27 protein-coding genes and 4 pseudogenes are annotated in these 25948 nt (G+C 64.9%); 8 read left to right on the top strand and 23 right to left on the bottom strand.

The genetic code is table 11. The annotated features are described in order from the left end of the window. Together ABS45_RS01370 and ABS45_RS01365 are read right to left on the bottom strand one after the other, a co-directional pair. Positions 1-266: pseudogene (locus ABS45_RS01370) on the bottom strand (coniferyl aldehyde dehydrogenase); the annotation flags it as partial. Positions 267-296: 30 nt separating this feature from the next. Further along, the gene (locus ABS45_RS01365; protein ID WP_291552108.1) at positions 297-611 is read right to left on the bottom strand and encodes a hypothetical protein; all 315 of its coding nucleotides are present in this window, start codon (positions 609-611) and stop codon (positions 297-299) included. Positions 612-911: 300 nt separating this feature from the next. On the opposite strand from ABS45_RS01365, the pseudogene ABS45_RS01360 reads away from it, so the two are divergent. Then, positions 912-1004: pseudogene (locus ABS45_RS01360) on the top strand (short-chain dehydrogenase); the annotation flags it as partial. A 36-nt stretch (positions 1005-1040) separates the two neighbouring features. Continuing rightward, on the top strand, positions 1041-1310 hold the full coding sequence (locus tag ABS45_RS01355; protein WP_291552105.1) for a hypothetical protein: 270 nt from the start codon (positions 1041-1043) through the stop codon (positions 1308-1310). Between the two features lie 46 nt (positions 1311-1356). On the opposite strand, the gene ABS45_RS01350 is transcribed toward ABS45_RS01355, so the two are convergent. From ABS45_RS01350 to ABS45_RS01295, 12 genes are all read right to left on the bottom strand, one after another. Beyond that, complete coding sequence (locus ABS45_RS01350; RefSeq protein WP_291552103.1) at positions 1357-2208, bottom strand: anti-sigma factor; 852 nt, start codon at positions 2206-2208, stop codon at positions 1357-1359. A gap of 20 nt (positions 2209-2228) precedes the next feature. Beyond that, a complete protein-coding gene (locus tag ABS45_RS01345) occupies positions 2229-2744 on the bottom strand; it encodes a sigma-70 family RNA polymerase sigma factor (protein ID WP_291552100.1) in 516 nt (171 codons plus the stop codon). A 26-nt stretch (positions 2745-2770) separates the two neighbouring features. Further along, positions 2771-3145: a hypothetical protein gene (locus ABS45_RS01340; RefSeq protein ID WP_291552097.1), complete on the bottom strand. Its 375-nt coding sequence runs from the start codon at positions 3143-3145 to the stop codon at positions 2771-2773. Between the two features lie 145 nt (positions 3146-3290). Then, a complete protein-coding gene (gene clpB, locus ABS45_RS01335; RefSeq protein ID WP_291552095.1) occupies positions 3291-5888 on the bottom strand; it encodes an ATP-dependent chaperone ClpB in 2598 nt (865 codons plus the stop codon). A 182-nt stretch (positions 5889-6070) separates the two neighbouring features. Continuing rightward, complete coding sequence (locus ABS45_RS01330) at positions 6071-6946, bottom strand: LysR family transcriptional regulator (RefSeq protein ID WP_291552092.1); 876 nt, start codon at positions 6944-6946, stop codon at positions 6071-6073. Positions 6947-6971: 25 nt separating this feature from the next. Next, positions 6972-7979, bottom strand: a complete 1008-nt coding sequence (locus ABS45_RS01325; protein WP_291552087.1) for a ferredoxin--NADP reductase — start codon at positions 7977-7979, stop codon at positions 6972-6974. A gap of 10 nt (positions 7980-7989) precedes the next feature. Further along, positions 7990-8643: an aromatic-ring-hydroxylating dioxygenase subunit beta gene (locus ABS45_RS01320; protein WP_291552084.1), complete on the bottom strand. Its 654-nt coding sequence runs from the start codon at positions 8641-8643 to the stop codon at positions 7990-7992. Continuing rightward, entirely contained in the window at positions 8640-9986 is a 1347-nt protein-coding gene (locus ABS45_RS01315) for a Rieske 2Fe-2S domain-containing protein (RefSeq protein ID WP_291552080.1), read from the bottom strand. The genes ABS45_RS01320 and ABS45_RS01315 overlap by 4 nt, the downstream gene beginning before the upstream one ends. Then, a complete protein-coding gene (locus ABS45_RS01310; protein ID WP_291552077.1) occupies positions 9983-10753 on the bottom strand; it encodes a type 1 glutamine amidotransferase in 771 nt (256 codons plus the stop codon). The genes ABS45_RS01315 and ABS45_RS01310 overlap by 4 nt, the downstream gene beginning before the upstream one ends. A 9-nt stretch (positions 10754-10762) precedes the next feature. Continuing rightward, positions 10763-12244, bottom strand: coding sequence for a glutamine synthetase family protein (locus ABS45_RS01305; RefSeq protein ID WP_291552075.1), 1482 nt, complete (start codon positions 12242-12244; stop codon positions 10763-10765). A gap of 401 nt (positions 12245-12645) precedes the next feature. Further along, positions 12646-13083, bottom strand: a complete 438-nt coding sequence (locus ABS45_RS01300; RefSeq protein ID WP_291552071.1) for a DUF1284 domain-containing protein — start codon at positions 13081-13083, stop codon at positions 12646-12648. After that, entirely contained in the window at positions 13080-13652 is a 573-nt protein-coding gene (locus ABS45_RS01295; protein WP_291552069.1) for a biotin transporter BioY, read from the bottom strand. Before ABS45_RS01295 ends, ABS45_RS01300 begins: the two co-directional genes overlap by 4 nt. Between ABS45_RS01295 and ABS45_RS01290 the strand changes: the two are divergent. Beyond that, a pseudogene (locus tag ABS45_RS01290) lies at positions 13651-14637 on the top strand (biotin--[acetyl-CoA-carboxylase] ligase); the annotation flags it as partial. The gene ABS45_RS01295 and the pseudogene ABS45_RS01290 overlap by 2 nt on opposite strands. A 180-nt stretch (positions 14638-14817) precedes the next feature. Here ABS45_RS01290 and moaE read toward each other — a convergent pair. Continuing rightward, a complete protein-coding gene (moaE, locus tag ABS45_RS01285; RefSeq protein WP_291552137.1) occupies positions 14818-15291 on the bottom strand; it encodes a molybdopterin synthase catalytic subunit MoaE in 474 nt (157 codons plus the stop codon). Between the two features lie 53 nt (positions 15292-15344). Between moaE and ABS45_RS01280 the strand changes: the two genes are divergently transcribed. Beyond that, positions 15345-15599, top strand: coding sequence for a hypothetical protein (locus ABS45_RS01280; protein ID WP_291552065.1), 255 nt, complete (start codon positions 15345-15347; stop codon positions 15597-15599). Between the two features lie 4 nt (positions 15600-15603). Next, positions 15604-15930 carry a hypothetical protein gene (locus ABS45_RS01275; protein ID WP_291552063.1) on the top strand — a complete coding sequence of 109 codons (327 nt, stop codon included), beginning with the start codon at positions 15604-15606 and terminating at the stop codon, positions 15928-15930. Here the strand turns inward: ABS45_RS01275 and moaD are convergent. From moaD to ABS45_RS01235, 8 genes are all read right to left on the bottom strand, one after another. Then, a complete protein-coding gene (gene moaD / locus ABS45_RS01270) occupies positions 15917-16174 on the bottom strand; it encodes a molybdopterin converting factor subunit 1 (protein WP_291552059.1) in 258 nt (85 codons plus the stop codon). The two genes, ABS45_RS01275 and moaD, sit on opposite strands and share 14 nt — an antisense overlap. Continuing rightward, positions 16174-17406, bottom strand: a complete 1233-nt coding sequence (glp, locus tag ABS45_RS01265; protein WP_291552055.1) for a gephyrin-like molybdotransferase Glp — start codon at positions 17404-17406, stop codon at positions 16174-16176. The genes moaD and glp overlap by 1 nt, the downstream gene beginning before the upstream one ends. Beyond that, positions 17403-17948, bottom strand: a complete 546-nt coding sequence (gene mobB / locus ABS45_RS01260; protein WP_291552052.1) for a molybdopterin-guanine dinucleotide biosynthesis protein B — start codon at positions 17946-17948, stop codon at positions 17403-17405. Before mobB ends, glp begins: the two co-directional genes overlap by 4 nt. Positions 17949-18010: 62 nt before the next feature. After that, on the bottom strand, positions 18011-19495 hold the full coding sequence (gene thrC, locus ABS45_RS01255) for a threonine synthase (protein ID WP_291552049.1): 1485 nt from the start codon (positions 19493-19495) through the stop codon (positions 18011-18013). A 9-nt stretch (positions 19496-19504) separates the two neighbouring features. Then, on the bottom strand, positions 19505-19933 hold the full coding sequence (locus ABS45_RS01250) for a type II toxin-antitoxin system VapC family toxin (protein ID WP_291552047.1): 429 nt from the start codon (positions 19931-19933) through the stop codon (positions 19505-19507). A 5-nt stretch (positions 19934-19938) separates the two neighbouring features. After that, a complete protein-coding gene (locus tag ABS45_RS01245) occupies positions 19939-20196 on the bottom strand; it encodes a type II toxin-antitoxin system prevent-host-death family antitoxin (protein ID WP_291552043.1) in 258 nt (85 codons plus the stop codon). Positions 20197-20261: 65 nt separating this feature from the next. Beyond that, on the bottom strand, positions 20262-21599 hold the full coding sequence (locus tag ABS45_RS01240) for a homoserine dehydrogenase (protein ID WP_291552041.1): 1338 nt from the start codon (positions 21597-21599) through the stop codon (positions 20262-20264). A 42-nt stretch (positions 21600-21641) separates the two neighbouring features. Beyond that, on the bottom strand, positions 21642-22916 hold the full coding sequence (locus ABS45_RS01235) for a pyridoxal phosphate-dependent aminotransferase (RefSeq protein ID WP_291552038.1): 1275 nt from the start codon (positions 22914-22916) through the stop codon (positions 21642-21644). Positions 22917-23003: 87 nt separating this feature from the next. On the opposite strand from ABS45_RS01235, the gene ABS45_RS01230 reads away from it, so the two are divergent. The 3 genes and pseudogenes from ABS45_RS01230 to ABS45_RS01220 all read left to right on the top strand — a co-directional run. Next, complete coding sequence (locus ABS45_RS01230; RefSeq protein ID WP_291552035.1) at positions 23004-23378, top strand: Mth938-like domain-containing protein; 375 nt, start codon at positions 23004-23006, stop codon at positions 23376-23378. Between the two features lie 187 nt (positions 23379-23565). After that, positions 23566-24054 carry a peroxiredoxin gene (locus tag ABS45_RS01225; protein ID WP_291552032.1) on the top strand — a complete coding sequence of 163 codons (489 nt, stop codon included), beginning with the start codon at positions 23566-23568 and terminating at the stop codon, positions 24052-24054. Positions 24055-24189: 135 nt separating this feature from the next. After that, a pseudogene (locus tag ABS45_RS01220) lies at positions 24190-25803 on the top strand (PhoH family protein); the annotation flags it as partial. Positions 25804-25948 lie beyond the last annotated feature (145 nt).

Raw genomic sequence — 25948 nt, 5'->3', positions numbered from 1 at the left:
CGTTGCGGGCGGCACCAGCGCTCCAGGTGCTTGAGCGTCTGCGCCATCTGGGCGCGCAGCAGGAAGAAATCGGCAACCTCGGTCAGGCGCGGCGAACGCATGCCGAAATCCGCCTGCACCGCAGCGGCAAGGGTTGGCGCGTGCTCCTCCAGCAGCGCGCGCAGGCGCAGCAGACGTTCGCGGCGCACCGCGACGGGCACATCAGGCTGCGCGCGGCTGGCGCGGTGCTGGGCGTCAAACAGGGAGCGGATTGCTTCAGGGGTCATATCCGCCATGCCAGGAAGCCGCCGGTGGGTTTACTGGCGAATTTCGCGTGGCTGCACGTCGGTCACGTCCCGCGGCCGACTGGTGCGATGGCGCGCCTGCTCGGTCGTATGGGCCGTCCAACGCGCGGTGCTGCGGTACACCGTGTTGAAGCCGTGGCGCGGGTCCATGCGCATCACCCAGGGCGTAACCGGGCGGCCGGTGACGCGCGCCCACAGCGCACGCAGCCCCCAGGCCATGGCCAGCACGCCGGCGGCGACCAGCAGGCTCAGGAACAGCACCGCACCCATGGCGATCACGATCAGGCGCAGGCTCCAGCGCACGATGGTGGTGACGACTTCGTTCAAACCTTGCCTCTTTCTGACGAAATGGACGAACAGCAGAGTGCTGCACGCCTGTCTATGGTAAGCCGCAATTGGTGATACGGCGCGTTGAAAAGCGAATAACCGCATGCGCTGTTTGCCAAAAGGAACGATCCAACGCAGTCTGCTGCTGCTCGATAGATGGCGCCAGAGGCCACAAGTTCAAGGTTATGGCGCCGGTGCGAAACCACCACGTGCTCAGCCATGACGGACTGCGCGCAGGCGATGCAGGTTGCGGCATTGCCCGCGGTGACACATCCCGGCATTGCCTTGCCGTGCATCGAGGACGTGGTGCAGCTCATCCGCCATCTGGTCAGCGACGGCTGGTGGATCAGCAGGCAAACCATCTTGATCAACGGTGGTTACACGACAAAATAGGCCTTTTACCCTCCCGACCCAAAAGGACACCACGCCATGCACATGCTGCTCGTCATCGTCGGAGGCCTGGCGCTGCTGGGCGTCTTCACTCTGTTCGGCTGGCTCTGGGGCGCCAGCGCCGCCGGAATGTCTCTGGCGGCCAAGGCTTTCATGCCCGCCTGGCTGGCGGTCACACTCGCCAACATGTGGGTCGGCGTGACGCACGCGGGCTACAGCGTGCGCGAGGAACTGCCCATCCTGCTCATCGTGTTCGCGGTGCCCGCCGTGCTGGCCTTTGGCCTGGCGTGGTGGCTGGCGCAGCGCTGAACACCCACGCCATGAACGCCCGCGATGGCGCGCTCGCGGCTGCCGCTCAACGCGTCTGGCGTTCCTCCAACTGGCGATACACGTCGCTCGCCAGTGCCTGCAGCCGGGGGCGCGGCAAATGCCCTGACAGCGCGTAGCCAAAGCCACGATCAACCCAGTAGAAACTGGACACCGGTCCATCGCTCTCAAAGCGGAAGGCGCTGTCCTGCGCCAGCGCGCCCTGCGGTGCGACGGCGCCCAGGTAGAGCGTGATGCGGCCGCCCGCGGCATCCTGGAACATGAACTGCGCCCGCGCACCCTCTTCGCCCGGCAGCAGCCGCCCACCCACGAGCGTATAGCCCTGAGTGCTCAGGTCGGGCACCTGCAGCGGGCGATCCAGACGTTTGGAGAGCCACTGCACCAGATGATCCTGCTGCGCCGCCGGCACTTCGACGGCATGCAGCTTTTCCGGCTGATAGACCGCATAGGCAAGCGAGGCCTGCTGCACAAAACGCTGATCTGCCATGCGTGCCAGTTGCATTGATTGCGCAGCGCCGACTTGCGTCGGCTGCCACAGCCCGCGCCCCAGCCAGCCAACCCCGAACGCCACCAGAACCGAGGCAACCATCGCGCCGCGCCACCACCAGTCGTTGGCGCTTTGACGTTGGCCTGCCAAGCGCTCGGCCGTCGCGCGCAGGGCGGGCGGCACGGGTTCATCGAGCACCTCGTGGTGCAGCTTTGCCAGTGCCTCGCGCTGCACACGCCAGTGGCGCACGGTCTGCGCAGCCTGCGGGGTGGCAGCCAGTGCCGCCTCGGCAGCGGCGCGGGCCTGGGGCGCCAGCTTGCCGTCAACCAACGCGTGCAGCGTGGCTTCATCCAGCGCACCGGCTGTGGTGGGTTCGGGGAAATCGTTGGTCATCTCTGCTCCAGCGCCCCACTCTATTTCAGGCGGCGCAGCGCAGGCTCGCCAGCCGCGGGTGCATCGGCGTCTGCCTGCATGAGTTCGCGCAAGCGGGTACGCGCACGCGACAGGCGCGACATCACTGTGCCAATGGGTATTTTCAATATCCGCGCCACTTCCCGGTAATCCATGTCCTCCAACGTCACCAGCAGCAGCACGGCGCGCTGCTCGCCCGGCAGGCGCTGCAGGCAGCGATCGAGATCCATCGCATCGTCCAGCGATCGAGCCGGCGCAGCCAGCTCGTTTGCTACATCATCAATAGCTATCACTGCAGACTGCGAAAGCGTATTGCGGCGTTCGTTCAGATACAGGTTGTGCATCAGCGTGAACAGCCAGGCGCGCAGGTCGGTACCGACGATCCACAAGCGCCATTTGCTGCAGGCACGCTCCAGCGTGTCCTGCAACAGGTCGTCGGCCGCCCAGCGGTCGCCCGTCAGCGCAAGCGCATAGCGACGCAATGCAGGCAGTTGCTGGACGACCTGTTCGTGCTTCACGCGGGGCTGCCGTCAGCAAAAAACGCTCAAGGGCGGGCTGTCTTCCAGACGCCGTTGAAGCCGTCTCCGGTGGTATCGCCAGGCTTGGCATCCTTGACCCAGAAATACAACGGCTTGCCCTTGTGCGCCCACTGCCTGGCGCCGTCGTCGCGCGTGATGATGCTGTAGTCACCCTCGGCCGTCGCGGCGCTGTCGGCCATCAGCGGCGGCCAGTTGGCTGCGCAGGGTCCATTGCAGGCGGATTTGCCGCTGCCCGCCTGGTCTTTGTCAAAGGTGTACAGGGTGTGACCGTTGGTTCCGGTGAGCACGTCACCTTTGGCTTGCACCGGAGGGGCAGCGAAGGCGCTGAGGCTGAAAGTGAGCGCGGCACAGGCCAGGCCGAGGGTGGAAAGCAGCTTCATGGAGCGGTTCCGAAATCAGTTGAACACACCTGCATGAACACTTCCAAGGGCCGGTTTATTCCATGACCTGCAAAAATTTTTTGGTCTGCCGCGGCGCGGCCCCCATCCCAACCTTCCCCCAAAGGGGGAAGAAGTGGAAAGGCCGTTACTCAGGCTGACCGCTGAACTCGAACACGCCTGGCGCCTTGATCGGATCGACGCTGACGGCGATCTTGGTCTTGGGCAGGAACTTGCCTTCCAGCAGCAGCTTGGAGAGCGGATTTTCGATGCGCTGCTGGATCGCGCGCTTCAGGGGCCGCGCGCCGAACACCGGGTCGAACCCGACTTTGGCCAGCTCGGCCATCGCTGCGCTCGACACTTGCAGGTGCAAGTCCATCTTGGTCAGGCGCGCCTCCAGCAGCTTGAGCTGGATCGCCGCGATCGCTTCGATGTTCTTCGCATCGAGCGCATGGAATACCACGGTCTCGTCGATGCGGTTCAGGAACTCGGGGCGGAAGTGCGTCTTCAGCTCTTCCCATACCGCGTCCTTGATCTCGTCGGCAGGCTGGCCGACCATGGCCTGGATGCGGTGCGAGCCGATGTTGCTGGTCATCACGATCACCGTGTTCTTGAAATCCACGGTACGCCCCTGCCCGTCCGTCAGGCGCCCGTCGTCGAGCACCTGCAAGAGCACGTTGAACACGTCCGGATGGGCCTTTTCCACCTCGTCGAGCAGCAGCACGCTGTAGGGCTTGCGCCGCACGGCTTCCGTCAAGTAGCCACCTTCTTCATAGCCAACATAGCCCGGAGGCGCGCCAATCAAGCGCGCGACGCTATGCTTTTCCATGAACTCGCTCATGTCGATGCGCACCAGGTGGTCTTCGCTGTCGAAGAGGAAACCGGCCAGCGCCTTGCACAGCTCGGTCTTGCCCACACCCGTGGGGCCGAGAAAGAGGAAGCTGCCCAGCGGGCGGTTCGGATCCGACAGCCCCGAGCGCGAGCGGCGGATCGCGTTGGCAACGGCCGAGATGGCCTCATCCTGGCCGACGACACGCTCGTGCAGCTTGTCTTCCATGCGCAGCAGCTTGTCTTTTTCGCCCTGCATCATCTTGGCGACCGGGATGCCGGTGGCGCGTGAGACCACCTCGGCGATTTCCTCGGCACCCACATGCGTACGCAGCAGCTTGTGCTGGGGCGCGTTGCCGCCGGCCTCGCTGTCCTGCGCTTCCTTGAGGCTCTTTTCCAGCTCGGGGAGCTTGCCGTACTGCAGTTCGGCCACCTTGTTGAAATCGCCCTTGCGTTTCAGGTCTTCGATCTGCGTGCGGATCGCGTCGATCTCTTTTCTGATCTGCTCGCTGCCTTGCGCACTGGCTTTCTCGGCCTTCCAGATTTCTTCCAGATCGGCGTACTCGCGCTCGGCGGTGGCGAGCTCTTCCTCGATCAGTTCGAGCCGCTTGTGCGAGGCCTCATCGGTCTCCTTCTTCATCGCCTCGCGCTCGATCTTGAGCTGGATCATGCGGCGCTCCAGCTTGTCCAAAGCTTCGGGCTTGGAATCGATCTCGATCTTGATGCGCGCCGCCGCCTCGTCGATCAGGTCGATGGCCTTGTCGGGCAGAAAGCGGTCGGTAATGTAGCGGTGGGAGAGTTCCGCTGCAGCAACGATAGCTGGATCCGTAATGTCCACGCCGTGGTGGGCCTCATAACGCACTTGCAGGCCGCGCAGGATGGCGATGGTGTCTTCCACGCTCGGTTCATCGACCAGCACCTTCTGAAAGCGCCGCTCCAGCGCCGCGTCCTTCTCGATGTATTTGCGGTATTCATCCAGCGTGGTCGCGCCGATGCAGTGCAACTCGCCACGCGCGAGCGCGGGTTTCAGCATATTGCCCGCATCGATCGCGCCCTCGGCCTTGCCGGCGCCGACCATGGTGTGCAGCTCGTCGATGAAGAGGATGATGCGGCCTTCGTCCTGCGCCACTTCCTTGAGCACGGATTTGAGGCGCTCTTCAAATTCGCCACGGAACTTGGCACCGGCCAAGAGGCCCGCCATGTCGAGCACCAGCACGCGCTTGCCCTTGAGGCTTTCAGGCACTTCGCCCGCGATGATGCGCTGCGCCAGGCCCTCGACGATGGCCGTCTTGCCCACGCCCGGCTCGCCGATCAACACCGGGTTGTTCTTGCTGCGCCGCTGCAGCACCTGGATGGTGCGGCGGATTTCGTCGTCACGGCCAATCACCGGGTCAAGCTTGCCCAGGCGCGCGCGCTCGGTCAGGTCCAGCGTGTATTTCTTCAAGGCTTCGCGCTGGCCCTCGCCCTCGGCGCTGTCCATGGTCTGGCCGCCGCGCACGGCTTCCACGGCCGATTCGAGCGCCTTGCGCGACAGGCCGGCCTCCTTGGCGATACGGCCAGCTTCGCCGCTGGAATCAGCCAGCGCGAGCAGAAACATCTCGCTGGCGATGAACTGGTCGCCGCGCTTGATGGCTTCCTTCTCGGTCGCCTGCAAGAGCTTGATCAGATCGGGGCCGGGCTGCACCTGCTCCTGGCCATCTACGGCGGGCAGGCGCTTGATGGCGGCGGCGGCTTCTTGCGCCAGGCGCGCAACGTTGACGCCCGCGCGCGCCAGCAGCGCCTTGGGGCCGTCGTCCTGCTGCAGCATGGCCGCGAGCAGGTGCTCGGGCTGGATGTAGGCGTTGTCGTGCCCGAGCGCGAGCGATTGGGCGTCGGCCAGGGCTTCCTGAAATTTGGTAGTGAGTTTGTCGAGTCGCATGAAACCTCCGAATGCTCCTTCAGATAGGGCAATTCTGAGCAGTTTCAAGCCGCACGCGCGTACCGAGGCGCCTCCCATGCGAGCCGTTTTTTTATATCAAAAAGGCATGGAACGCTTTGCTGTCAAGCGCTGGCCGCTATTTCCTCCGTAGCACCCTCCAGGGGCCGGCGACCAGGTCCTGCTCACTGCGGCCAGCGCGCCAACTCGGCCTGCAGAAGGTCGGCCAGGTCACGCTGCCAGACAGCATGCATGTCGAAACGGCTGACCAGCCACAGCTCCGTATCGATGAAGACGCCGGCCGGGCTGGCCACCAATTGCGGGTGCTCGCCCGCCAGAAACCGAGGCAGCAGCGCCAGGCCCTGGCCGAGCGCACACCACCGTGCCAAGTGCGCGAAGCTGTCAGACTGCAGCCGCACCCGCCCGGCCAGGCCAAAGCGAGACCAGTCCTGCTGGGCGTAGATGAAGTTGTGGTCCTGGTGAAAAAACTGCAGGTTCATCGCCAGCAATTGGTGCTCTTGGTGTTCCTGCGCCAGATACGCACGGCTCGCATAGGCACCGACAGCGACGTTGCCAAGCTTGCGCACACGCAGCGAGTTGCTGTTGCGCTCCGGACGTGCCAGGCGCACGGCGATATCCACCTGATCCTGCTCCAGATTGACGAAATGCGCCTCAGTGGTGATGGTGAGAACCAGCCGGGGGTATTTCTCGCTCAGTGCCGCGAACACCGGCGCGAAGCGCTGCGCAAACACGTCCATCACGCTGATGCGGATGGTGCCGGCGCCGGCCTGGTGGTCCTGGCAAAAGCTGCGCGCGGCGACTTCCATGCGCTGTGCCGCCGATACGAGCGCGTGCAAGTCAGCCGAGGCACGCCAGCCACTTTCCGCCCGCACGAACAAGGCGCGGCCGAAGTGCAGCTCCAGCTGGCGGATCCGCCGGCGCAGCGTGGAGTCGTCGATGCCCTCCAGTTCCGCGGCTACTTCATAACTGCCGTGGCGCTCCAGCGCCAGGAAAGCCCGGATCAGGTCCCAGGGGGGTGTAGCGGCGCCGTCTCGGGTCATGGTGGCGTGGTCCGTGGTTCCCGGGTCAGGAAAAGCGCAGGCGCAACACGGGGCTGGCAGCGCGCGAACTGCAGGCCAGCAGCCAGCCCGCAGCTACATCGTCCTCGTCCAATACCGAGTTGTCCAGCCGCTGCACTTCGCCCGCCTGCAGCCGGCACATGCAGGAAGCGCATTCGCCGACTTTGCAGGCATGCGGCGCAGGCAATCCGGCGCGCAGCATGGCGGTCAGCAGCAGCTCGCCGGGCTGCACAGGAACGGTGTGGATCTGGCCTTTGATCTGCACAGTAAGGGCCGCCGCCGAGCCATCGGCGGCAGCCTCCTCCGCGTTCTGCACTGCAGCGCCAAAGTCCTCTCGGTGCACGCGGGCGGCATCGAACCCGCAAGCCACCAGAGCAGCGACAGCGGCGCGCATGAAGGGCTCGGGGCCGCACAGATAAGCGTCAGCCTGCTCCAGCCCATGCGCCTGTCGCTCCAGCTCGGCCTGCGCCGGCAAACCCTGCTCGGCGTCATACCAATGTTCGATCTCCAGCCGACCTGCGCTGGCGACTTGCAGTACCTGCAGCTCGGCCAACAGCATGGCACTGGCACGGTCGCGGTTGGCGTAAAAAAGCCGCACGCGGGACGCACCTTGCGCAAGCGCCTCGCGCGCCAGCGCGAACACCGGCGCGATACCACTTCCGCCTGCGTAAAACAACACGGGCTGCCCCGGTCGCGCCAAGGTAAAGCGCCCGGCGGGCGGCAACGCCCGTAGCTGGTCGCCGGGACGGGTGTTGTCACACAGCCAGTTGGACGCCCTGCCGCCAGCCACTCGGCGCACCAACACACTGATCGGCCGACCGATCACGGGCTCGCTGGTGATCGAGTAGCAGCGCCAGAGCTCATCGCCGTTCACCTCGGCAGCCAGCGTCAGGTATTGGCCCGGCCGAAAGCACAGCGGCGGTTGCTCCCCGCTCTCGCCCAGGCTGAGCAGAATCGCGTCGCTGCCCTGGGGGGCTATGTCAGTGATGGTGAGTGATTGCGCGCGCGTGGCCATGCCGTTGTTTTCAGAGAAAGAAGGAGTTATTGCCCTGAGGCTGGTCGCAATCGATCAAATTGACCTGCTTGAGCACGATGCGCAAACCCTCAGGCGTTGCGCGCAGCACGAAACCGTTCCAGCCTGCGAGCATGCGGCCGTGGCCCTCGCGCGACTCGGCCAGCAAAAAGCTGCAGCGCGCACGCCACTCGTCTGTGCGATCCGGGCTGGACCAGACCTCCAGGCCGCTGTACTGCCGCGCCGTGCGTGAGGCCGGGACCTGCGAGAAGGCAAAGCCCGTGCCCAGACGCGCCACGCGATCAAGCAGCCGGCGGCGGTCGTGGAATTCCAGCGTAACCGCCTGGCGCGGATCGGCTGCGGGCGCGCTGGCCGGAATCCAGTAGACGCACTCCTCGGCAAACAGCGCCAGCCAGCGCACGTACGCCTCTTGCGCCAGTGTCCCCTGATCCAACAGACGCGCCTCGAGCGTCAGCAGCCGGGCAATCTCAGCCTCGCGCGCCGCTGCCGCGGCGCCGGGCGCGCGCACCGCGGGTGCGGCCAGATCGGCCGATGCACCCACCAGCCAGTCGTAAAACGAGGGCACGACGTACAGCGACGGCGGCTGGTGGCGATACGCGCGCGCGCCCTGTGCGGGGAGTGCGGTAGACGGTGCCGTGCTGCTCATGCCAGCCTCCCCTTGTCCACGCGCAGCGTGGGCTCGGCCTTCATCAGGCACTTCCACTGTGCGTAATAGTTGCGCATGTGCAAGTCTGTGGTCACCGGTCCGCGGACGATGCCATCCTCGGCTGGCACATCCCTGCCGGTCTCGTAGTGCCGGCTCATGTCCACCCATTCATCCTCGGGGCTATTGGTCAGGCCGCGCTGGCACTCCTCGAAGTTGGCCGCATCGTCCATCTCGCCCATGACCGGAAAATCTTCTTGGGTACGCAAGCGCATGGTGTTCACTTCTGCGTCGGCGTCGCGGCGTTGCGTCGCGTACCAGTGCACACCCGTGGCGGCGACGGCCAGTGGCTGGATCACCTGCACCTGGTTGCCAATCAGCGCCAGGTTGGGAAAGATATTGAGATTCATGCCCGCGCCTACCGTGGTGTCCAGCACACGCTGCGCCCGCTCACCATAGGTGGCGGCCACATGGTCTTCGTAGGGCTCGCGTCCCGGCTGCGGGCGCTGCTGGCGCCAGGCCGATTCGCCGTGCATTTCCGGGCGCTGGTCGATCACGGTGTGCCCGCTGTCCAGCGCGCTGCTGGTCATCCTGGAGCGGTCGGCATCGGCAAAATAGGCCATATCACCGCCGCCGTAGCGCTCATTGGTCATCACAAGGAGCGATTGGTGCGAAAACGGCACGTGGTAGCCGTCCCCTGCGTTGTCCCACACCAGCTTCCAATTGCACGCCAGCCGAAAGCGTTGCGCACCGGCCAAACACAAATGCCGGGGCCCACCGTTGTGCTCGATCCAAGCGTCCAGGTAGTGCGCCGCGTTGCCTAAATGCTGCACCAGTGGCGGCGCATCGGGATTGAGCGTCGCAAACACGAAGCCCTTGTAGGAATCGACCTGCGCCGGCCGCGCCAGATGCATGTCGCGCGACTTGAAGTCGGGACCGTAGGCGTTCTTGCCCGGAACGCCGAAGAGCTGGCCGCGGTTGTCGAAGCGCCAACCGTGGTAGGGGCAGGTGAAGTCCGCAGCGTTACCCCGGTGCTCGCGGCAGACGCTGGCGCCGCGGTGCGAGCAGCGATTGGAGAACACGCGCACGGCACCATCTTCGTCGCGCGCGACGATGACCTCGCGCACGCCGATCCAGGCCAGCTTGAAATCATTGGGCTCCGGTATCTCGCTTTCGTGGGCCAGATAGACCCAGGTGGCGGCAAAGATATTGTTCATTTCACGCGCGAAGATGTCCTGGTCGGTATAGACGCGGCGGTGCACACGGTCTTCCTGTACCAGATCATCCCAGGCACCCGAGACCAACGGTTCGTGCGGGAGGAGCGAAATTCTTGCGGTATTCGTCATGGGGCTATTCCTTGTGTCGATGGCCGAGCGTCCAGTGCGGTGGCAGCCGTAGGCAGCCTGCCTGCATCCAGCAGGCGTCGCCCGAGCGCAATCACGCGGTCGGCATCCAGGGGCTGCCGCGACTCTTCCTGCACGCACACCCATTGCTCATCGTCGAACAGGGCCCGGTGGTAAGCCATGAACTTCTCTTGCAGAAAGCGCCGGTCCACCTCGGGGTGCCCCTGGATCCCCAGGAACCGCCCGTCCACCAGAAAGACCTCGTGCGCAATGGTTGCCGAGGACGCCAAGGCAACGGCCTCAGACGGCAAGCGGGTTACGCATTCCCCGTGGCTCTGCACCAGGGACGTCGGGCCGCCGCCGCCCTGGGCGCCGATCAAAGCCTGCGCCTGCGCGCCCCATTGCAACTGGTCCACGCCGAGCTTGAAGCGGCCGGAGGGGTTCTTCCCGACCTGCCCGCCCAGTGCGGCGGCAATGGCCTGGGAGCCGAAGCACAAACCGACCACCGGGGCGTCGCCGCGCTGCGCCTGCGCCTGCAGGAAGGCGATCAAATTGCGCACCAGCGGCGTCTGCGCATCGTCAACCACCGACTGAGGGCTGCCGCTGATCACGTAGCCCGCATAACCAGCGGCCTGTTCAAGAAAATTATCTCGAGCAGGGTGGAGGACGTCCCATTGTTCGTCTTTCCTGCCGAAGGTCGAGATAATTTTTCCCTGCCATTCTTCGTCCCCTGGGGCATCAGCGCACCAGATCACAGCATATTTTTTCATGTCGTCGTGTCAGAACAATTCGAAGTATTCGCGGTGCTCCCAATCGGTTACCGTGTCACCGGCAAAATCCACCTGCCCCTCGGCAGCCGAGAAACGGGCCCATTCGCTGCGGCGCAGATGCAGCCAATAGCGGATGAACTCATCACCGAATGTCGTGCGGAAAAATGCCGAGGATTCCAGTACATCCAACGCCTCGGCCAGGTTATGCGGCAGGATGGGTACATCGGCGGCGTACGGCGTCTCCTGCAGCGGCCCCGGATCAAGCTGGCGGCGAATGCCGTCAATACCCGAAAACACCTGTGATGCGAGGTACAGATAGGGGTTGGCGGCCGGCTCGCCGACGCGGTTTTCAACCCGGCTGGCCGAATCGCCTGGTGCAGAGATCACACGCGCCAGCGCCGCACGGTTGTCCTTGGCCCAGCTCACGCGATCAGGCGCCAGCGAGTACGGACGGCGACGGCGGTAGCCATTGATCGTGGGAGTAGTGAAGCTCGACGCCGCGCAGGCATGCTCCAGCAGGCCGCCCACATAGGCCCGGCCCAGCGCCGACAGCGGCTCGCCCGGCTGCACCGGGATGAAGGCGTTGGCACCACTGTCGCGTGCGCTGAGCGACTGGTGCAGGTGCCAACCCGAGGAGTAGAACCCTGGGATGGCGGGTTTGCACATAAAGGTCGCGAGATACCCACGGCGGCGGCAGATCTGCTTGACCGCATTGCGAAACAGCACCATGGCGTCCGCCACGTCCAAGCCGTTCATGACGTCAAATGTGGTTTCCATCTGGCTTGGCGCCCACTCGTCCTCGATGCTGCGCAGCGGCAAGCCCAAGGCCAGCAAGTGTTGGCGCACCTCGGCCATGATGGGCTCGACCTCGTCCAGGTGGTTTTCCAGCAGGTAGGAATAGCCCTTGGCCACGGGCATCACCTTGGGAGGCGCCGCTGGCGTGCCAGGGCCGCCCAGGGTTTCGGGCTCAAGGCAGGGATCAACAATACGGGTCAGATACCACTCCACCTCCAGGCCTGCCTGGTAGTCGTAGCCCAGTTCCTGCAGCTCGCCCAGCGCCTTCTTGAGAATGGTGCGCGGGCTCAGCGCGAATGGACGCCCGCTCGTCATGTACAGGTCGGCCAGCATCCAGCCGGTGCGATCCGCCCAGGGCAGGATGCGAAAAGTGCCCGGATCCGGCACCATCACCACGTTCGGGCTGCCCGCCAGTTCGGCATTGCCGAGGCCACCATCAGCGGAAAAGGGGTTGAAGACGATGGCGCTGGCGGTGTCGAAGAAGAACGGCGCCATCGTGATTTCGGAACCGCTGGCAAAGGCCGACTTGAGCGCAGCTACCGACAACATTTTCCCGCGCAGCAGGCCATATTGATCCGGCCAGGACAGGCGCACCATCTGCAGGCCCGCCTTTTCGATCTGTTGCAATACCTCGGCTGCCGCTGCCTTTTGGGCATCAGACCATAGTCCATGCAATTCAATGAATTTCTTGCTCATTTTGTCTCCTGGGTTTTATTCCGGCATCCAATGCCGGGACAAGCGCTTCATCCAGTGGGAATACCGAACACCTCACTTGCCTGTCGACTATTGTTCTAGGTCAAAAACAGAGCGTAAATACCAAAACTGCGACTTTGATTCGCAATATTGAAACTGCTGCAGTGCAGCAATTGGTCGGGCGGTCTCAAAGCAGACTGCTTGATCTTGGAGGTGGGTGGGGTGGCGCGGGCCAGAATCCGCGGCTCGAGCCCGCCGTGGCGATGAAGTCGGCTCTCCCGCTGAAATCGACCGACGGCTGCAGGCACACGCCGCTGGCGATCGGCCGGTCGCGGCACAGGCCTTGGGCCAGACGCCTCACGTTCACTCAGGCGAGTGCCAGCAAGGATTCAAAAAGCGGGCAACTATGTTGAAAGTCGCTGGTGCAACATCGCCCCGACATAGTCGTTTGCGGCCACATGGGTGCACATCGCGTGCCAGGGGCAGTCGGTACAGGCGCTGCGGATCGTGTCCCGCGCAAAGGCAGAGCGCAGGCGGGCGACCCGCGCCGCATCCAGCACCAGAGGGCTGCCGCTGCCAAGAGCCCCCAGCAAGGGCGTGAGATCCCGCAGCGCGCGTCGGTCGCGCTGCTGCACGCTGGCGCCATGGCAGTGGGCGCCATCACCCTCTTCTGCACACAGTGGCGCGCAGAGGGTGTCGGGGCCTGTGACAAGTTCCAACGCTTCGCCGGCCTGCAGCCTGCGCACCGCGCTATCAAAATTAGTGACGAACGCCGGGCTGTAGCCCTTGCCCGAGTACGTCAGCACGCACAACAGATGGTGTGCGCGCAGGGTGATGGTCACGCGCTGCGGCGGCGGCGCACCTCGTGCCACAGCGCCAGCGTGGCGGCGCCCAGAGCGGACTTGACCACATCACCCAGCAGGAAGGGCAGCACGCCGAACTGCCAGCCCTTGTCCATGCCGATCAGCATGCCCAGCCAGGCGCCGCCCGTCAGCAGGATCAGCGTGGTGCACAGGAACATCGCCAGGAAGGCGCGCACCGGCTTTGCACCATCCCAGCCGCGTGCGGCCAGCCAGCCCATGAGCATCGCGCCCACGGGGAAGGCGAACAGATACCCTGCCGTCTTGCCCATGAAGGGCGCCAGCCCCCCGGCGCCACCGGCGAGCACCGGCAAGCCAGCCAGCGCCTGAAGCAGCCATGCCAGTACCGTGATGCCGCCCAGGCGCCAGCCGTAGAGCGCCCCGATCAGCAACACTGCCAAGGTCTGCATCGACACCGGCACGGGCTGCAACGGGATACTGACGTAGGATGAAGCAGTCAGCACCGCCGTGCCACCCAGCACCATCAGGAACTGCCGCGGCAGCGACGCAGAGCGGGACGAAGGCAAGGCAAGAGAAGCGGACTGGGACATGAGTAGTTCCGAAAAAATAGTGGGTCCAGATCGCCGCGGCCACGAGGCTGCAGCAACCAACAGCAGCGAAGTATCCAGGAGGCACACCGCGCTGTCAACTTTAAACCATAAAATTAAGTTTACGGTTCACTGCCAATCTCCTCTCCGTGGGCCCGAACGCCCGGCGTGCCACCTGAGGCACACTCACGCCATGAAACCAGGGCTTTCCGCACAAGGTCTGCTGCACCGCCTGTCCAAGGGCGAGGCGGTATCGGGCGAGGCATTGGCCGAGCAGCTGGGCGTCACCCGCGCAGCGATCTGGAAGCAGATTGCAGCGCTGCGCGCGCTCGGCCTGCCGATTGAGGCGCGCACGGGTTCGGGCTATCGCTTGCCCTGGGCCGTGGCGCTGCTGGATGCGCAGGCCATCACCACCGCCCTTTCGACCGCGTCGCCAGGATTCGTGCAGGCGCCGGTACAGGTGCATTGGGAGCTTGATTCCACCCAGAACGAACTGGCACGCCTCACGGCCGATGTGCCCGACCTGACAGCCGTGCTGGCGGAAACCCAGAGCGCAGGGCGCGGACGGCGCGGTCGCGGCTGGCAATGCCCGCCGGGCATGGGCATCATGCTCTCCATTGTGAAGCGCTTTGAGAGTGGGCCGTCGGCGCTGACGGGCCTTTCGATCGCCATGGGCGTCTGCACGGCGCAGGCGATTCAAAGTATCGCCACCGCGCCCGATCTGCGGCTCAAATGGCCCAACGACCTGGTGGTGGGGAGCCAAAAGCTTGCGGGCATCCTGATCGAGGTCGATGGCGAGTACGACGGCCCCTGCATCGCGCGTGTGGGCCTGGGCTTGAACCTGCGCCTGGCGCCCGGGCTACTGGCGCAGCTCGATCAGCCTGCGACAGCGCTGGCGCGCCAGTGCGGCGGCGCACTGCCCGATCGCAACCTGCTGGCGGCGCGGCTGATCGAGCATCTGCGTGCCGGCCTGCTGCGCTTTGAGCGCGAGGGCCTGGCGGCATTCGGCTGGACTGCCTGCATGGGCAGCCGCTCACCCTGCACGGCGCGCAAGGTGCACAGCACGGCACGGGCTGCGGCATCGACGAACGCGGCGCGCTGCGCGTGGCGATCAACGGCCAGATCAGCACCGTCTACAGCGACAAGGTATCGGTGCGCCGCTGAGGCATTACGCGTTGCTGGCAACGATGCCCCAGCGGGCCAGCGCCGCATCGTCACTCTCGCGCGCATCCACCCAGCGGCTGCCCTCAGGCGTTTCTTCCTTCTTCCAGAACGGCGCCTGAGTCTTGAGGTAATCCATCAGGAATTCGCAGGCCTGAAAGCTCTCGCCACGGTGCGCGCTGGTAACGGCGACCAGCACGATCTGGTCCTCGGGCTGCAACAGCCCCACGCGGTGGATCACGCGCACGCCGTAGAAGTCAAAGCGCCGGCGCGCCTCGTCAATCATCGCGGCGATGGATTTTTCCGTCATGCCGGGGTAATGCTCCAGCTCCATCGCGCTCACCTGGCCACTGCCGCTGCGATCGCGCACCGTGCCGACGAAGCAGCAGACCGCGCCCACGCGCGCATCCTGGGCGCGCAGGCGGGCGACCTCGTCCGATACATCGAAATCCTCGGTCTGGATGGAAATCTCGCTGGCCATGAACCCGTCGTCGTTTTGCTACAGTGAAGCGCCTACTGTACTGCTCCCCACCGATGGCCACCCTCGCCTTCACCGCTCACGGCTACACGCTCTACCCGTCGCCGCAAAGCGCGCACCGCACGGTGTTTGAATTTCACCTCTTCGTGCCCCACCCCTACGCGATCATCGACCTGCCAAGCATGGAGCTTGCGGGTCGCACCAGCCTGTTTGCCGCGCACCGGATTGCCGATGGCAAGATGGGACAACTGGTGAGCTTTGAACTGGAAACCGACCGCCTGCGCTTTGAAAAGCGCTTCACGCCCGACTGAGCCGATGGAAGACGAAAACCAGATCGTCGTTCCGCCCTCGTTTCTGGCACTGTTCCAAGACCGCCGCGGGCGGCTGCAGGAGCCACCCGCACTGGTTCGCGAGCGCTATGAACTATGCGAGGACATGGCCAGCAGCCTGGTTGAACGCGCCTTGCAGGTGATCCACGGTGCCCCTTCGGAAGCCGGTGTGCTGCAGGCCTTTCACGCCGCGCTGAACCAGCCGGCCACCGGTCTGCATGCGGACGAAGCGCGCTGGGTGGTGCTGCGCCTGGCCGAGCTGCTGAACTGGCCCAGCCCGCCGCTGGACACCAGCGCCGTCAGCCCCCCGTGACCGGCGGGAAAAACGCCACCTCGGCGCCCTCGGCCAGCGCCGTATCGGCCTTGGCCATCAGTTGATTGACGGCCATGCGCACCGCGCGCCCTTCGGCCAGGCATTCGGCCCAGGGCGCGCCGCGGGCGATCAGCTCCTGGCGCAGCGCACCCACGGTCGCGCACTGCGTGGTCAGCGCTTCGCTGTCGCGCCCCACGGCCTCGCGGATGGAGGCGAAATAGCGCACGGTCACGGTCTTGGCCATCACAGCAGCTCCGCCCAGGGGATGAAGCGCACGGTATCGCCCGCGCGGATGGTGCTGCCAGCGGGGTTGTCCACCACCCCATCGCCCCAGACGGTGGAGGTCAGCACGCCCGAGCTCTGGTTGGCATAGCGCTCCAGCCGCCCGTCAGCGCCCCAGCGCACGCGCAGGAATTCGCGGCGGGAATCGGCTTTTGCCCAATCGAATCCTGCGCTCGCAGCTACAGATTGAGGAGCAATCGCGGTCGTACCCTGCAGCCGCAGCAGAAACGGCCGCACCAGCCAGACGAAGGTAATGAAGCTGGACACCGGATTGCCCGGCAGCCCCATGAAATGCGCGCGCCGCGCGCCGCTGTGCACATGGCCATAGGCAAAGGGCTTGCCGGGCTTGATGGCGATCTTCCACAGATCGAGCTGACCGAGTTGCTGCACGGCGGGCTTGACATGGTCTTCCTCACCCACGGAGACGCCGCCGCTGGTGACGATCACGTCGCATTCGGCGGCCGCGCGCCTGAGCGCCGCGACGGTGGCGGCCAATGTGTCTTCGACGACGCCCAGATCAAGCACCTCGCAGCCCAGGCGCTGCAGCATGCTGCGCAGGAAATAGCGGTTGCTGTTGTAGATGGTGCCTTCACGCATCTGCTCGGGTGCCACGGTACCGGGCATGATGAGTTCATCACCGGTGGAAAACAGCGCCACGCGCGGGCGGCGCGCCACGGCCACTTCGGCCAGGCCGACGCTGGCGGCCAGGCCGAGCTCCGCCGGGCCCAGGCGGGTGCCGGCCGTGAGCACGGTGGCGCCGCGCACGATGTCTTCCCCGCTGTGGCGTATCCACTGGCCTGCCTTGGGCACGGCATGGACCTGCACGCGCCCATCCTCCAGCGCGGTGCAGTCTTCCTGCATGACGATGGCGTCTGCGCCCTCGGGCACCGGCGCGCCGGTGAAGATGCGCGCCGCCGTGCCCTCGGCGAGCGGCTGACCCACATGCCCGGCGGGAATGCGCTGCGAGACGGGCAGCAGCGTGCCTGCCTGCGCCACATCGGCACAGCGCAGCGCGTAGCCATCCATCGCACTGTTGTCGCGCGGCGGCACCTGCAGCGGCGAGACCACGTCCTGCGCCAGCACGCGGTGGTCGGCATCAAACAGCGACAGGGTTTCGGTCTGCGCCAGCGGCTCGGCATGTACGAGCAGCTCGGCCAGCGCGTCGTCCAGGGGTTTCAAAGGGGGTCTCGTCATTGCATCTCCTGCGCCCGCCGGTAGGCAAATCGGGCGGCATGTTCAGTGAGCCATTGCACGATCCGTGCCGGGTCGTTCAGATCCAGCACCGGCTGGTGCGGCGGCTGCGGCAGGCGGTCGGGGTCGACGGTGGCAATTGCGAGCACCTGCGGATCATCCCGGTAGAGCACCGGGCGCGCATCCTGCCCCGGTTCGACAGCGCGCCAGACCTCGATCTTGGGCAGCCTGGCGGTTTTGAAGCCCTCGACCAGCACCCAGTCCACAGGGCTCAGGCGCGCCAGCAGGTCGTGCACCTCGGGGTCGTGCCGGGTTTCATATTCATGGATCAGCGCCAGACGCTGGTCCGACGCGATGAGGACCTCGTGCGCACCCGCCTGACGGTGGCGCCAGCTGTCCTTGCCCGGCTGGTCGATGTCAAAGCGGTGGTGCGCATGTTTGAGCACCGAAACCCGCTGCCCCTGCGCCTTCAAGAGCGCAATCACCGCCTCCAGCAACGTGGTCTTGCCGGCCCCGGAGAAACCGGCAAAGACGACGACCTTCATGCAATACCTCTTTTTTGATAGCTTCTGACGCCCGTCAAACAAGCGTCAGAGCCCTGTTTCGTTCAAATTTTTGTCTGTGCGGCGATCAGTGCCTTGACCTGCGCCACATCCGCCGACAGCACGGTGACACGCTTGGGCAAGTCTTCGATGCCGGCAAACTTCGCTGGCCGCTCTGGCGGATGACCCAGGGCCTCGGTGATGGTGTCGGCAAACTTGATGGGCAACGCGGTCTCCAGCACGATCATAGGCACGCCGCCCTCGCGGTGCTCGCGCGCCACCTTCACGCCGTCGGCGGTATGGGTATCTATCGTCACTGCGCAGCGCTGGTGCAAGTCGCGGATCGTGGCCAAGCGATCGGCATGCGTGCTGCGGCCACTCTGAAAACCGTAGCGCGCAGCAGCGCCCGGAAAGCGCGTATCGCGGCTCAAATCGAAAAAACCCTGGCGCGGCAGTTGCTCGGCAAAGAGCGCCCGCGTGGCCGCCGCATCGCGCCCAAGAAGGTCGAAGACGAAGCGTTCGAAATTGCTCGCCTTCGAGATATCCATCGACGGGCTGGAGGTCTCCAGCGTGTCGGCCGCGGCGCGCACGCGGTAGATGCCGGTGCGAAAGAACTCGTCGAGCACGTCGTTCTCGTTCGTGGCCACCACCAGGTGCGCGATCGGCAGCCCCATCATGCGCGCCACGTGCCCGGCGCAGACGTTGCCGAAATTGCCCGATGGAACGGTAAAACTCACCCGCTTTTCTCCCTCGCCCCTCTGGGGAGAGGGCTGGGGAGAGGGGCCGCTGGTCGCTTGGACGCGATCGGAGGTCGCCTGAAAGTACCCGGCAAAGTAATACACCACCTGCGCCAGCAACCGCGCCCAGTTGATCGAATTCACCGTTCCGATCTTGTAGCGCGCCTTGAACGCCAGATCATTGCTTACCGCCTTGACGATGTCCTGACAGTCGTCGAACACGCCCTCAATCGCGATGTTGTGGATGTTCTCGTCCTGCAGCGAAAACATCTGCGCCTGCTGAAACGGGCTCATGCGCCCGTGCGGGCTGGTCATGAAGACGCGGATGCCCTGCTTGCCGCGCATCGCGTATTCGGCAGCGCTGCCGGTGTCGCCGCTGGTCGCGCCCAGGATGTTCAGCTGCTCGCCCCGGCGCGCCAGTTCGTATTCGAACAGATGGCCGAGCAACTGCATCGCCATGTCCTTGAAGGCCAGCGTCGGGCCGTTGGAAAGACCGAGCAGAAAGAGGCCAGGTTCGAGCGGTTTGAGCGGCACCATTTCGGGCGTGCCGAAGACGTCCGCGGTATAGGTCTTCTCGCAAATCGCACGCAGATCGGCGGCGGGGATGTCGGCTATGTAGAGCGAGAGGATTTCAAACGCCAGCGCCGCATAGCCCTGGCTCGCGTGCACCGCGCGCAAGCGGGCCAGCTCGGCGGCATCGATCTGCGGATAACGCTCGGGCAGGTACAGGCCGCCATCGGGCGCCAGGCCTTCAAGCAGGATGTCGCAGAAGGCGCGGGGGGTGGCGTCGCCACGGGTGGAGAGGTAGTGCATGGGCAAGTTTCAACTTGAAGAGGCCGGATCCCACGGATTGACGAGTGTCAGACCGGTATCCTGGAAGTGGCGCACATTGCGGGTCACGAGCGGTAGACGGTGCGTGACGGCGGTGGCGGCGATCAGCAAATCCATGTCTGCCTGGGGCCGCCCGATGGCCTGGCACGCAACGCGCAAACGGCCCCAGGTGCGCCAGACGGCTTCATCGGTCGGCAAAATCTTGCCCTCGAAGTCGTGGCACAGTTGTTCAAACCACAGTTGCAAGCGGCTGCGCCGTGCGCTTGGCAGCATGCGCTCGATGCCATACAAAATTTCGCCGACGGAGACCGCCGGCATCAGGCATTCACCCCGATGTGCCTGCAGCCATTCCCGCAATGCCGCATTCGGCTGCGGTTTGATGGCATCCGAACTGACACAGGTATCGAGCAACCACGCCATCGCACTCATTCACCCAGGGGGTCGATCGGCTTGATGCTGGTGCGCTCGGGCAGCTCGAAATCATCGGCCTTGGGCGCATTGAGCAAGAAGTCGATAAACCCGTCATCCACGGCACCGGAGTGCGACGCCACGTCAGCCACCGCCACCACCCGCACCACCGGCTTGCCGTGACGCGTGACGGTCTGCGGCCCTTCGGAGAGGGCGCGGTCGATCAGCTCGCCAAAATGGTTCTTGGCCTCTTGCACTTGCCAGATTGCGGACATGGTGGCCTCCGGGCGGATGAATTCAAGCCAGAATTTTAGCCAATCTGGCCAGAATCACCCACATCTCAACCCTGCAACTCTTCCTTGCGGATGCGCGTGATCGGCGCCAGCACCGTGGGCAGCGGCTGAATGTGTGCCAGCGCGCCATCCAGGTCGCCCTCGCGCGTGTCGTGCGTCAGGATGATGAGATCGGTCTGTGTGCTGCCTTCGCCGCCCACCTCATCGGCCTCGCGTTGCAGGATGGCATCGATGCTGATGCCCGCATTGGCGAGGATGCCGGTGATGCGCGCAAGCACGCCGGCCTCGTCCGCCACACGGATGCGCAGGTAGTAGCCGGTGACCACCTCGGCCATCGGCAGCACCGGCAGATCGCCGCCGGCCGCCGCCAGCGTGTTGCTCTGGAAGGCCAGTGGCGGCACGCGGTGCGCCGGGTCGGCGCCATCCAGGCGCGCGATGTCCACCAGGTCGGCGATCACCGCGCTGGCCGTCGGCTCGCTGCCCGCGCCCTTGCCGTAGTAAAGCGTGGTACCCACGGCGTCGCCCTGCACCACGACGGCGTTCATCGCGCCATCGACATTGGCGATCAGGCGGCGCGCCGGGATCAGGGTGGGGTGCACGCGCAGCTCCACCCCCCCGTCGGTGCGCTTGGCGATGCCCAGCAGCTTGATGCGGTAGCCCAGCTGCTCGGCGTACTTGATGTCCGCGGACACCAGCCTGGTGATGCCCTCGACATGGCATTTGTCAAACTGCACCGGAATGCCGAAGGCGATGGCGCTGATGAGCGTCGCCTTGTGCGCCGCGTCCACGCCTTCGATGTCAAACGTCGGGTCGGCTTCGGCATAGCCGAGCCGCTGCGCGTCCTTCAAGGCCGCCTCAAAGTCCATCCCCTTGTCGCGCATCTCACTCAGGATGAAATTCGTCGTGCCGTTGATGATGCCCGCCACCCACTGGATGCGGTTGGCCGTCAGGCCCTCGCGCAGCGCCTTGATGATGGGAATGCCGCCGGCCACCGCCGCCTCGAACGCGACGATCACGCCCTTGGCAGCCGCGGCCTTGAAAATCTCGGCCCCATGCACCGCCAGCAGCGCCTTGTTGGCCGTGACCACGTGCTTGCCCGCGGCAATGGCTTCGAGCACCAGCTGGCGCGCGATGCCGTAGCCGCCGATCAGCTCGATCACGACGTCGATCTCGGGATTGGCGATGACCTCGCGCGCATCGCCCACCACGCGGGCGCGCTCGCCCACGATCTCGCGCGCGCGCGCCGTGTCCAGATCGGCCACCATGGTGATCTCGATGCCGCGCCCGGCACGCCGACCAATCTCTTCCTGATTGCGCGTGAGCACCTCAAAGGTGCCGCGACCAACGGTGCCGATGCCGAGCAGGCCGACTTGAATGGGTTTCATGGTGACTTTGTTTAAGCGAAATAGGGCTCTGGCGCTTGTCCATCAAGCGCGAGCTGCTTCTTTTTTGAGACTGATGTCCAGCACCGCCGCACGCTTGGCGTGGCGCAGGCGGTACTGCTCCAGGAACTTCGCCAGGCGTGCAATCGCCTCGCGCAGATCGCTCTTGTGCGGCAAAAAGACGATTCGAAAGTGCTGCTGATCGGGGTAGTTGAAGCCCGTGCCCTGCACCAGCATCACCCGCGTGGCACGCAAGACTTCCATGAAAAACTGGCGGTCGTCCGCGATCGGGTACATCTCCGGGTCCAGGCGCGGAAACATGTACAGCGCCGCTTGCGGCTTGACGCAGGTGACGCCCGGAATCTGCGTGATGAGTTCATACGCCAGGTCGCGCTGCACCTTCAGGCGCCCGCCTTCCTTGATCAGGTCGTTGATGCTCTGGTAGCCACCGAGTGCGGTCTGTATCGCCCACTGCCCCGGCACGTTGGAGCCCAGCTTGAGGTTGGCCAGCATGTTCAGGCCTTCGACATAGTCGCGCGCCTGCGTCTTGTCGCCCGAGACCACCATCCAGCCCGCGCGGTAACCGCAGGAGCGGTAGGCCTTGGAGAGCGAATTGAAGGTGAGCGTGAGCACATCGGTCGAAAGACTGGCCATCGCGGTGTGTTTGGCACCGTCGTACAGCACCTTGTCATAGACCTCATCGACCAGCAACACCAGGTCGTGCTCGCGCGCCAGCTGCACGATGCCCAGCAGCAGCTCGTCGGAATACAGCGCACCGGTCGGGTTGTTGGGGTTGATGACGACGATGCCGCGCGTCCTCTCGGTGATTTTGGCGCGCATGTCGGCAAGGTCCGGCATCCAGCCGCGGGTTTCGTCGCACAGGTAGTGCACCGGCTTGCCGCCCGCCAGGCTGGTCGCGGCCGTCCACAGCGGGTAGTCGGGCGCCGGCAGCAGGAGTTCGTCCCCATCGTTGAGCAGCGCATTGGTCGCCATGACGATCAATTCGCTCGCGCCATTGCCGAGATAGATATCGTCCAGCGTCACGCCAGCGATGCCCTGCTGCTGGGTGTAGTGCATCACCGCCTTGCGCGCGGCGAAAAGTCCCTTGCTGTCGGAATAACCGGCCGATTCGGGCAGGTTGCGAATCATGTCCTGCACCACCTCGTCGGGCGGATCAAAGCCGAACGGCGCCATGTTGCCGATGTTGAGCTTGATGATCTTCTGCCCCTCTTCCTCCATCTGGCGCGCAGCGTCAACGATGGGGCCGCGGACGTCGTAGAGCACATTGCTCAGCTTGGTGGATTTGCACAGGGGTTTCATGGCGGGCAACCGGCAATCAGGACGAAACCTATAATTTGACCACATTTGCCAAGGCAACCTGCGCGCACGCAGGCAAGCGCCACCACCATGAAATTCCAGCCCGACCGCAGCGACGCACAAACCATCACCGGTTATGGCCCGGGCTGGATCGCGGTCAATGCCGATCGCCTGACGCACAGCGTGATCATTGGCAGCAATGGCGAGCGCCTGGACTGGGAATGCGAGCGCTTCGAGGATCTGAGCGAAACGCATTTTTCGCGCCTGGCAGAGCTGGACGCAGAGGTCGTGATCTTCGGCAGCGGCGAGCGCGGGCGGTTCGTCTCGCCGGCCTGGCTCAAACCCCTGATGGCGCGCCACATCGGGCTGGAAACCATGGACACCCACGCCGCCTGCCGCACCTACAACATCCTCGCCGGCGAAGGCCGCAAGGTGTTCGCGGCGCTGTTGTTGACCGAAGCCTGACCCCGGGGCTTGCGCGCGCCGCTCCACACGGCGACTCACGCGGCAATGCAATGACCAGCGCGCAGCCATGCGCAGCACTGGCAATTTTGGCTGTTACACAGTAAAATACGGGACTGCGGCCGGGAGCGCCCACAGCTTCATACCCCCGGCTTTTCACGGACCCTACCACAAGAGAGATCAGAACGCCATGGCGATTGTTGTCAGCAAGCCCCTTCCAGAATTTGAAGCCAAAGCAACCGGCGATGTACAGGTCACCAACGTCTCGCATCTGGGTCAGGCCGTGGTGCTGTATTTTTACCCCAAGGACAACACCCCCGGCTGCACGACCGAAGCCATGCAGTTTCGCGACAAGTACAAGGAATTCGTCAAGCTCGGCGCCGAGGTGTTCGGTGTCTCGCGCGACAACATGAAGTCGCACGACGATTTCAAGGCCAAGCTGGAGCTGCCGTTTGAGCTCATCGCCGACACCGAAGAAAAAATGTGCCACATGTTCGGCGTGGTCAAGAACAAGATCATGTACGGCAAGAAGGTCAAGGGCATCGAGCGCTCCACCTTCCTCATCGGCGCCGACGGCCTGGTGGTGCAGGAGTGGCGCGGCCTGAAGGTGCCCGGACATGTGGATGAAGTGCTCAAGGCGGTCAAGGCGCTCAAGTCGCCGGTGAAAAAAGTCGCCTGAACGCGGCGCGGCTGCCCAGGCCGCGCACCTGGTTGGGCCGCATGCATAATGACCGCATGGGTCCGTGCCGCACCAGCCACCTCTTGAAAGCCGCCTGGCAACCCGGGCGGCTTTTCACTTTCTGAATCTCCTCCGATGCCTCTGCCTCCTGCCCCTGCCAAGCGCGCTTCGCTGCACGCTGCCTCCGCCTACAACGCTGCCGCCCCTGTGGCCGAAGCAGCGCCGGCGCCTGTCGCCGCACCCGTGACGGCGCCGCCGAAAGCCCCCGCCACCGCCCCATCGAAGAAGGCCGCCGCTGCACCCGCTGCCCCGGCCACACGCACTCAGTCGGGCACGCCACAACCGCGCAAGGTGCCGGCGCGCAAGAGCGTCCGACGCAGCGGGGCCGCCAAGCTGTTCGTGCTCGACACCAATGTGCTGCTGCACGACCCCTCCAGCCTGTTCCGCTTCGAGGAGCACGACATCTTCCTGCCCATGATCGTGCTGGAGGAGCTCGACGGCCATAAACGCGGCACCACCGAAGTGGCGCGCAACGGACGCCAGGCCAGCCGCATGCTTGACGCACTGGTGGCCGCTGCCGCCGGGGCGGATATCGCCCAAGGCGTGGCGCTGAACGGCACCGGCCAGCGCGCCGCCACCGGCCAGCTGTATTTCCAGACCGCACCGCTTGAGTACCAGCTGCCCACCAGCCTGCCCCAGGGCAAGGCGGACAACCAGATCCTGGGCGTGGTGCAAGCCCTGCGCGCGCACCATGCACCGCGCGAGGTGGTGCTGGTCTCCAAGGACATCAACATGCGCGTGAAGGCGCGCGCGCTGGGTCTGGCGGCCGAGGATTACCAGAACGACAAGGTGCTCGACGACGGCGACCTGCTGTACTCGGGCTACCTGGCGCTGGCGCCCGACTTCTGGGCCAAGGCCGGCAAGAAGGTCGAAAGCTGGCAGAGCGGCGCACACACCTATTACCGCGTGAGCGGTCCGCAGGTGGCGCAGATGATGATCAACCAATACGTCTTCTTCGAAGCGCCGGGCGAACCCAGCCTGCACGCGCGCGTGACCGAAATCCGCGAGCAGACCGCCGTGCTGCAGACGCTCAAGGACTACGGCTCAGCCAAGAATGCCGTCTGGGGCGTGCACACGCGCAACCGCGAGCAAAACTTCGCGATGAACCTCCTGATGGACCCGGAGGTGGATTTCGTCAGCCTGACCGGCCAGGCCGGCACCGGCAAGACGCTGCTGGCGCTGGCCGCCGGCCTCACACAGGTACTGGACGAGCGCCGCTACACCGAGATCATCATGACCCGCGCCACGGTGAGCGTGGGCGAGGACATCGGCTTTCTGCCTGGCACCGAAGAAGAAAAAATGGGCCCGTGGATGGGCGCGCTGGACGACAACCTGGAGTTCCTCGCCAAGGGCGACGGCGGCAACGCCGGCGAGTGGGGGCGCGCAGCCACCAATGATCTGGTGCGCAGCCGCATCAAGATCAAGAGCATGAACTTCATGCGCGGACGTACTTTCATGAACAAGTACGTCATCATCGACGAGGCGCAGAACCTGACCCCCAAGCAGATGAAGACGCTCATCACCCGCGCCGGCCCCGGCACCAAGATCATCTGCATGGGCAACCTCGGGCAGATCGACACCCCCTACCTCACCGAGGGCTCATCGGGCCTGACCTACGCCGTGGACCGTTTCAAGGGCTGGGCGCACAGCGGCCACATCCTGCTGGCACGCGGCGAGCGCTCGCGCTTGGAAATCGTCGGCTGCAAATCGACCGCAGCGGCCCATTTTTCACCGTCTTTTTGCCCAATAGCTCGGCTATTGGGCTGCAAATCCGGCAAAAACTGGTCTCGCTGGGGTCGACTTTCGCTATCGACGCTCCAAGTCCGACAGATTC

The organism is Comamonas sp. SCN 65-56 (genome assembly GCF_001724135.1).
Classification (GTDB): Bacteria; Pseudomonadota; Gammaproteobacteria; order Burkholderiales; family Burkholderiaceae_C; genus Comamonas_C.
This window is presented reverse-complemented; position numbering and strand designations above follow the sequence as displayed.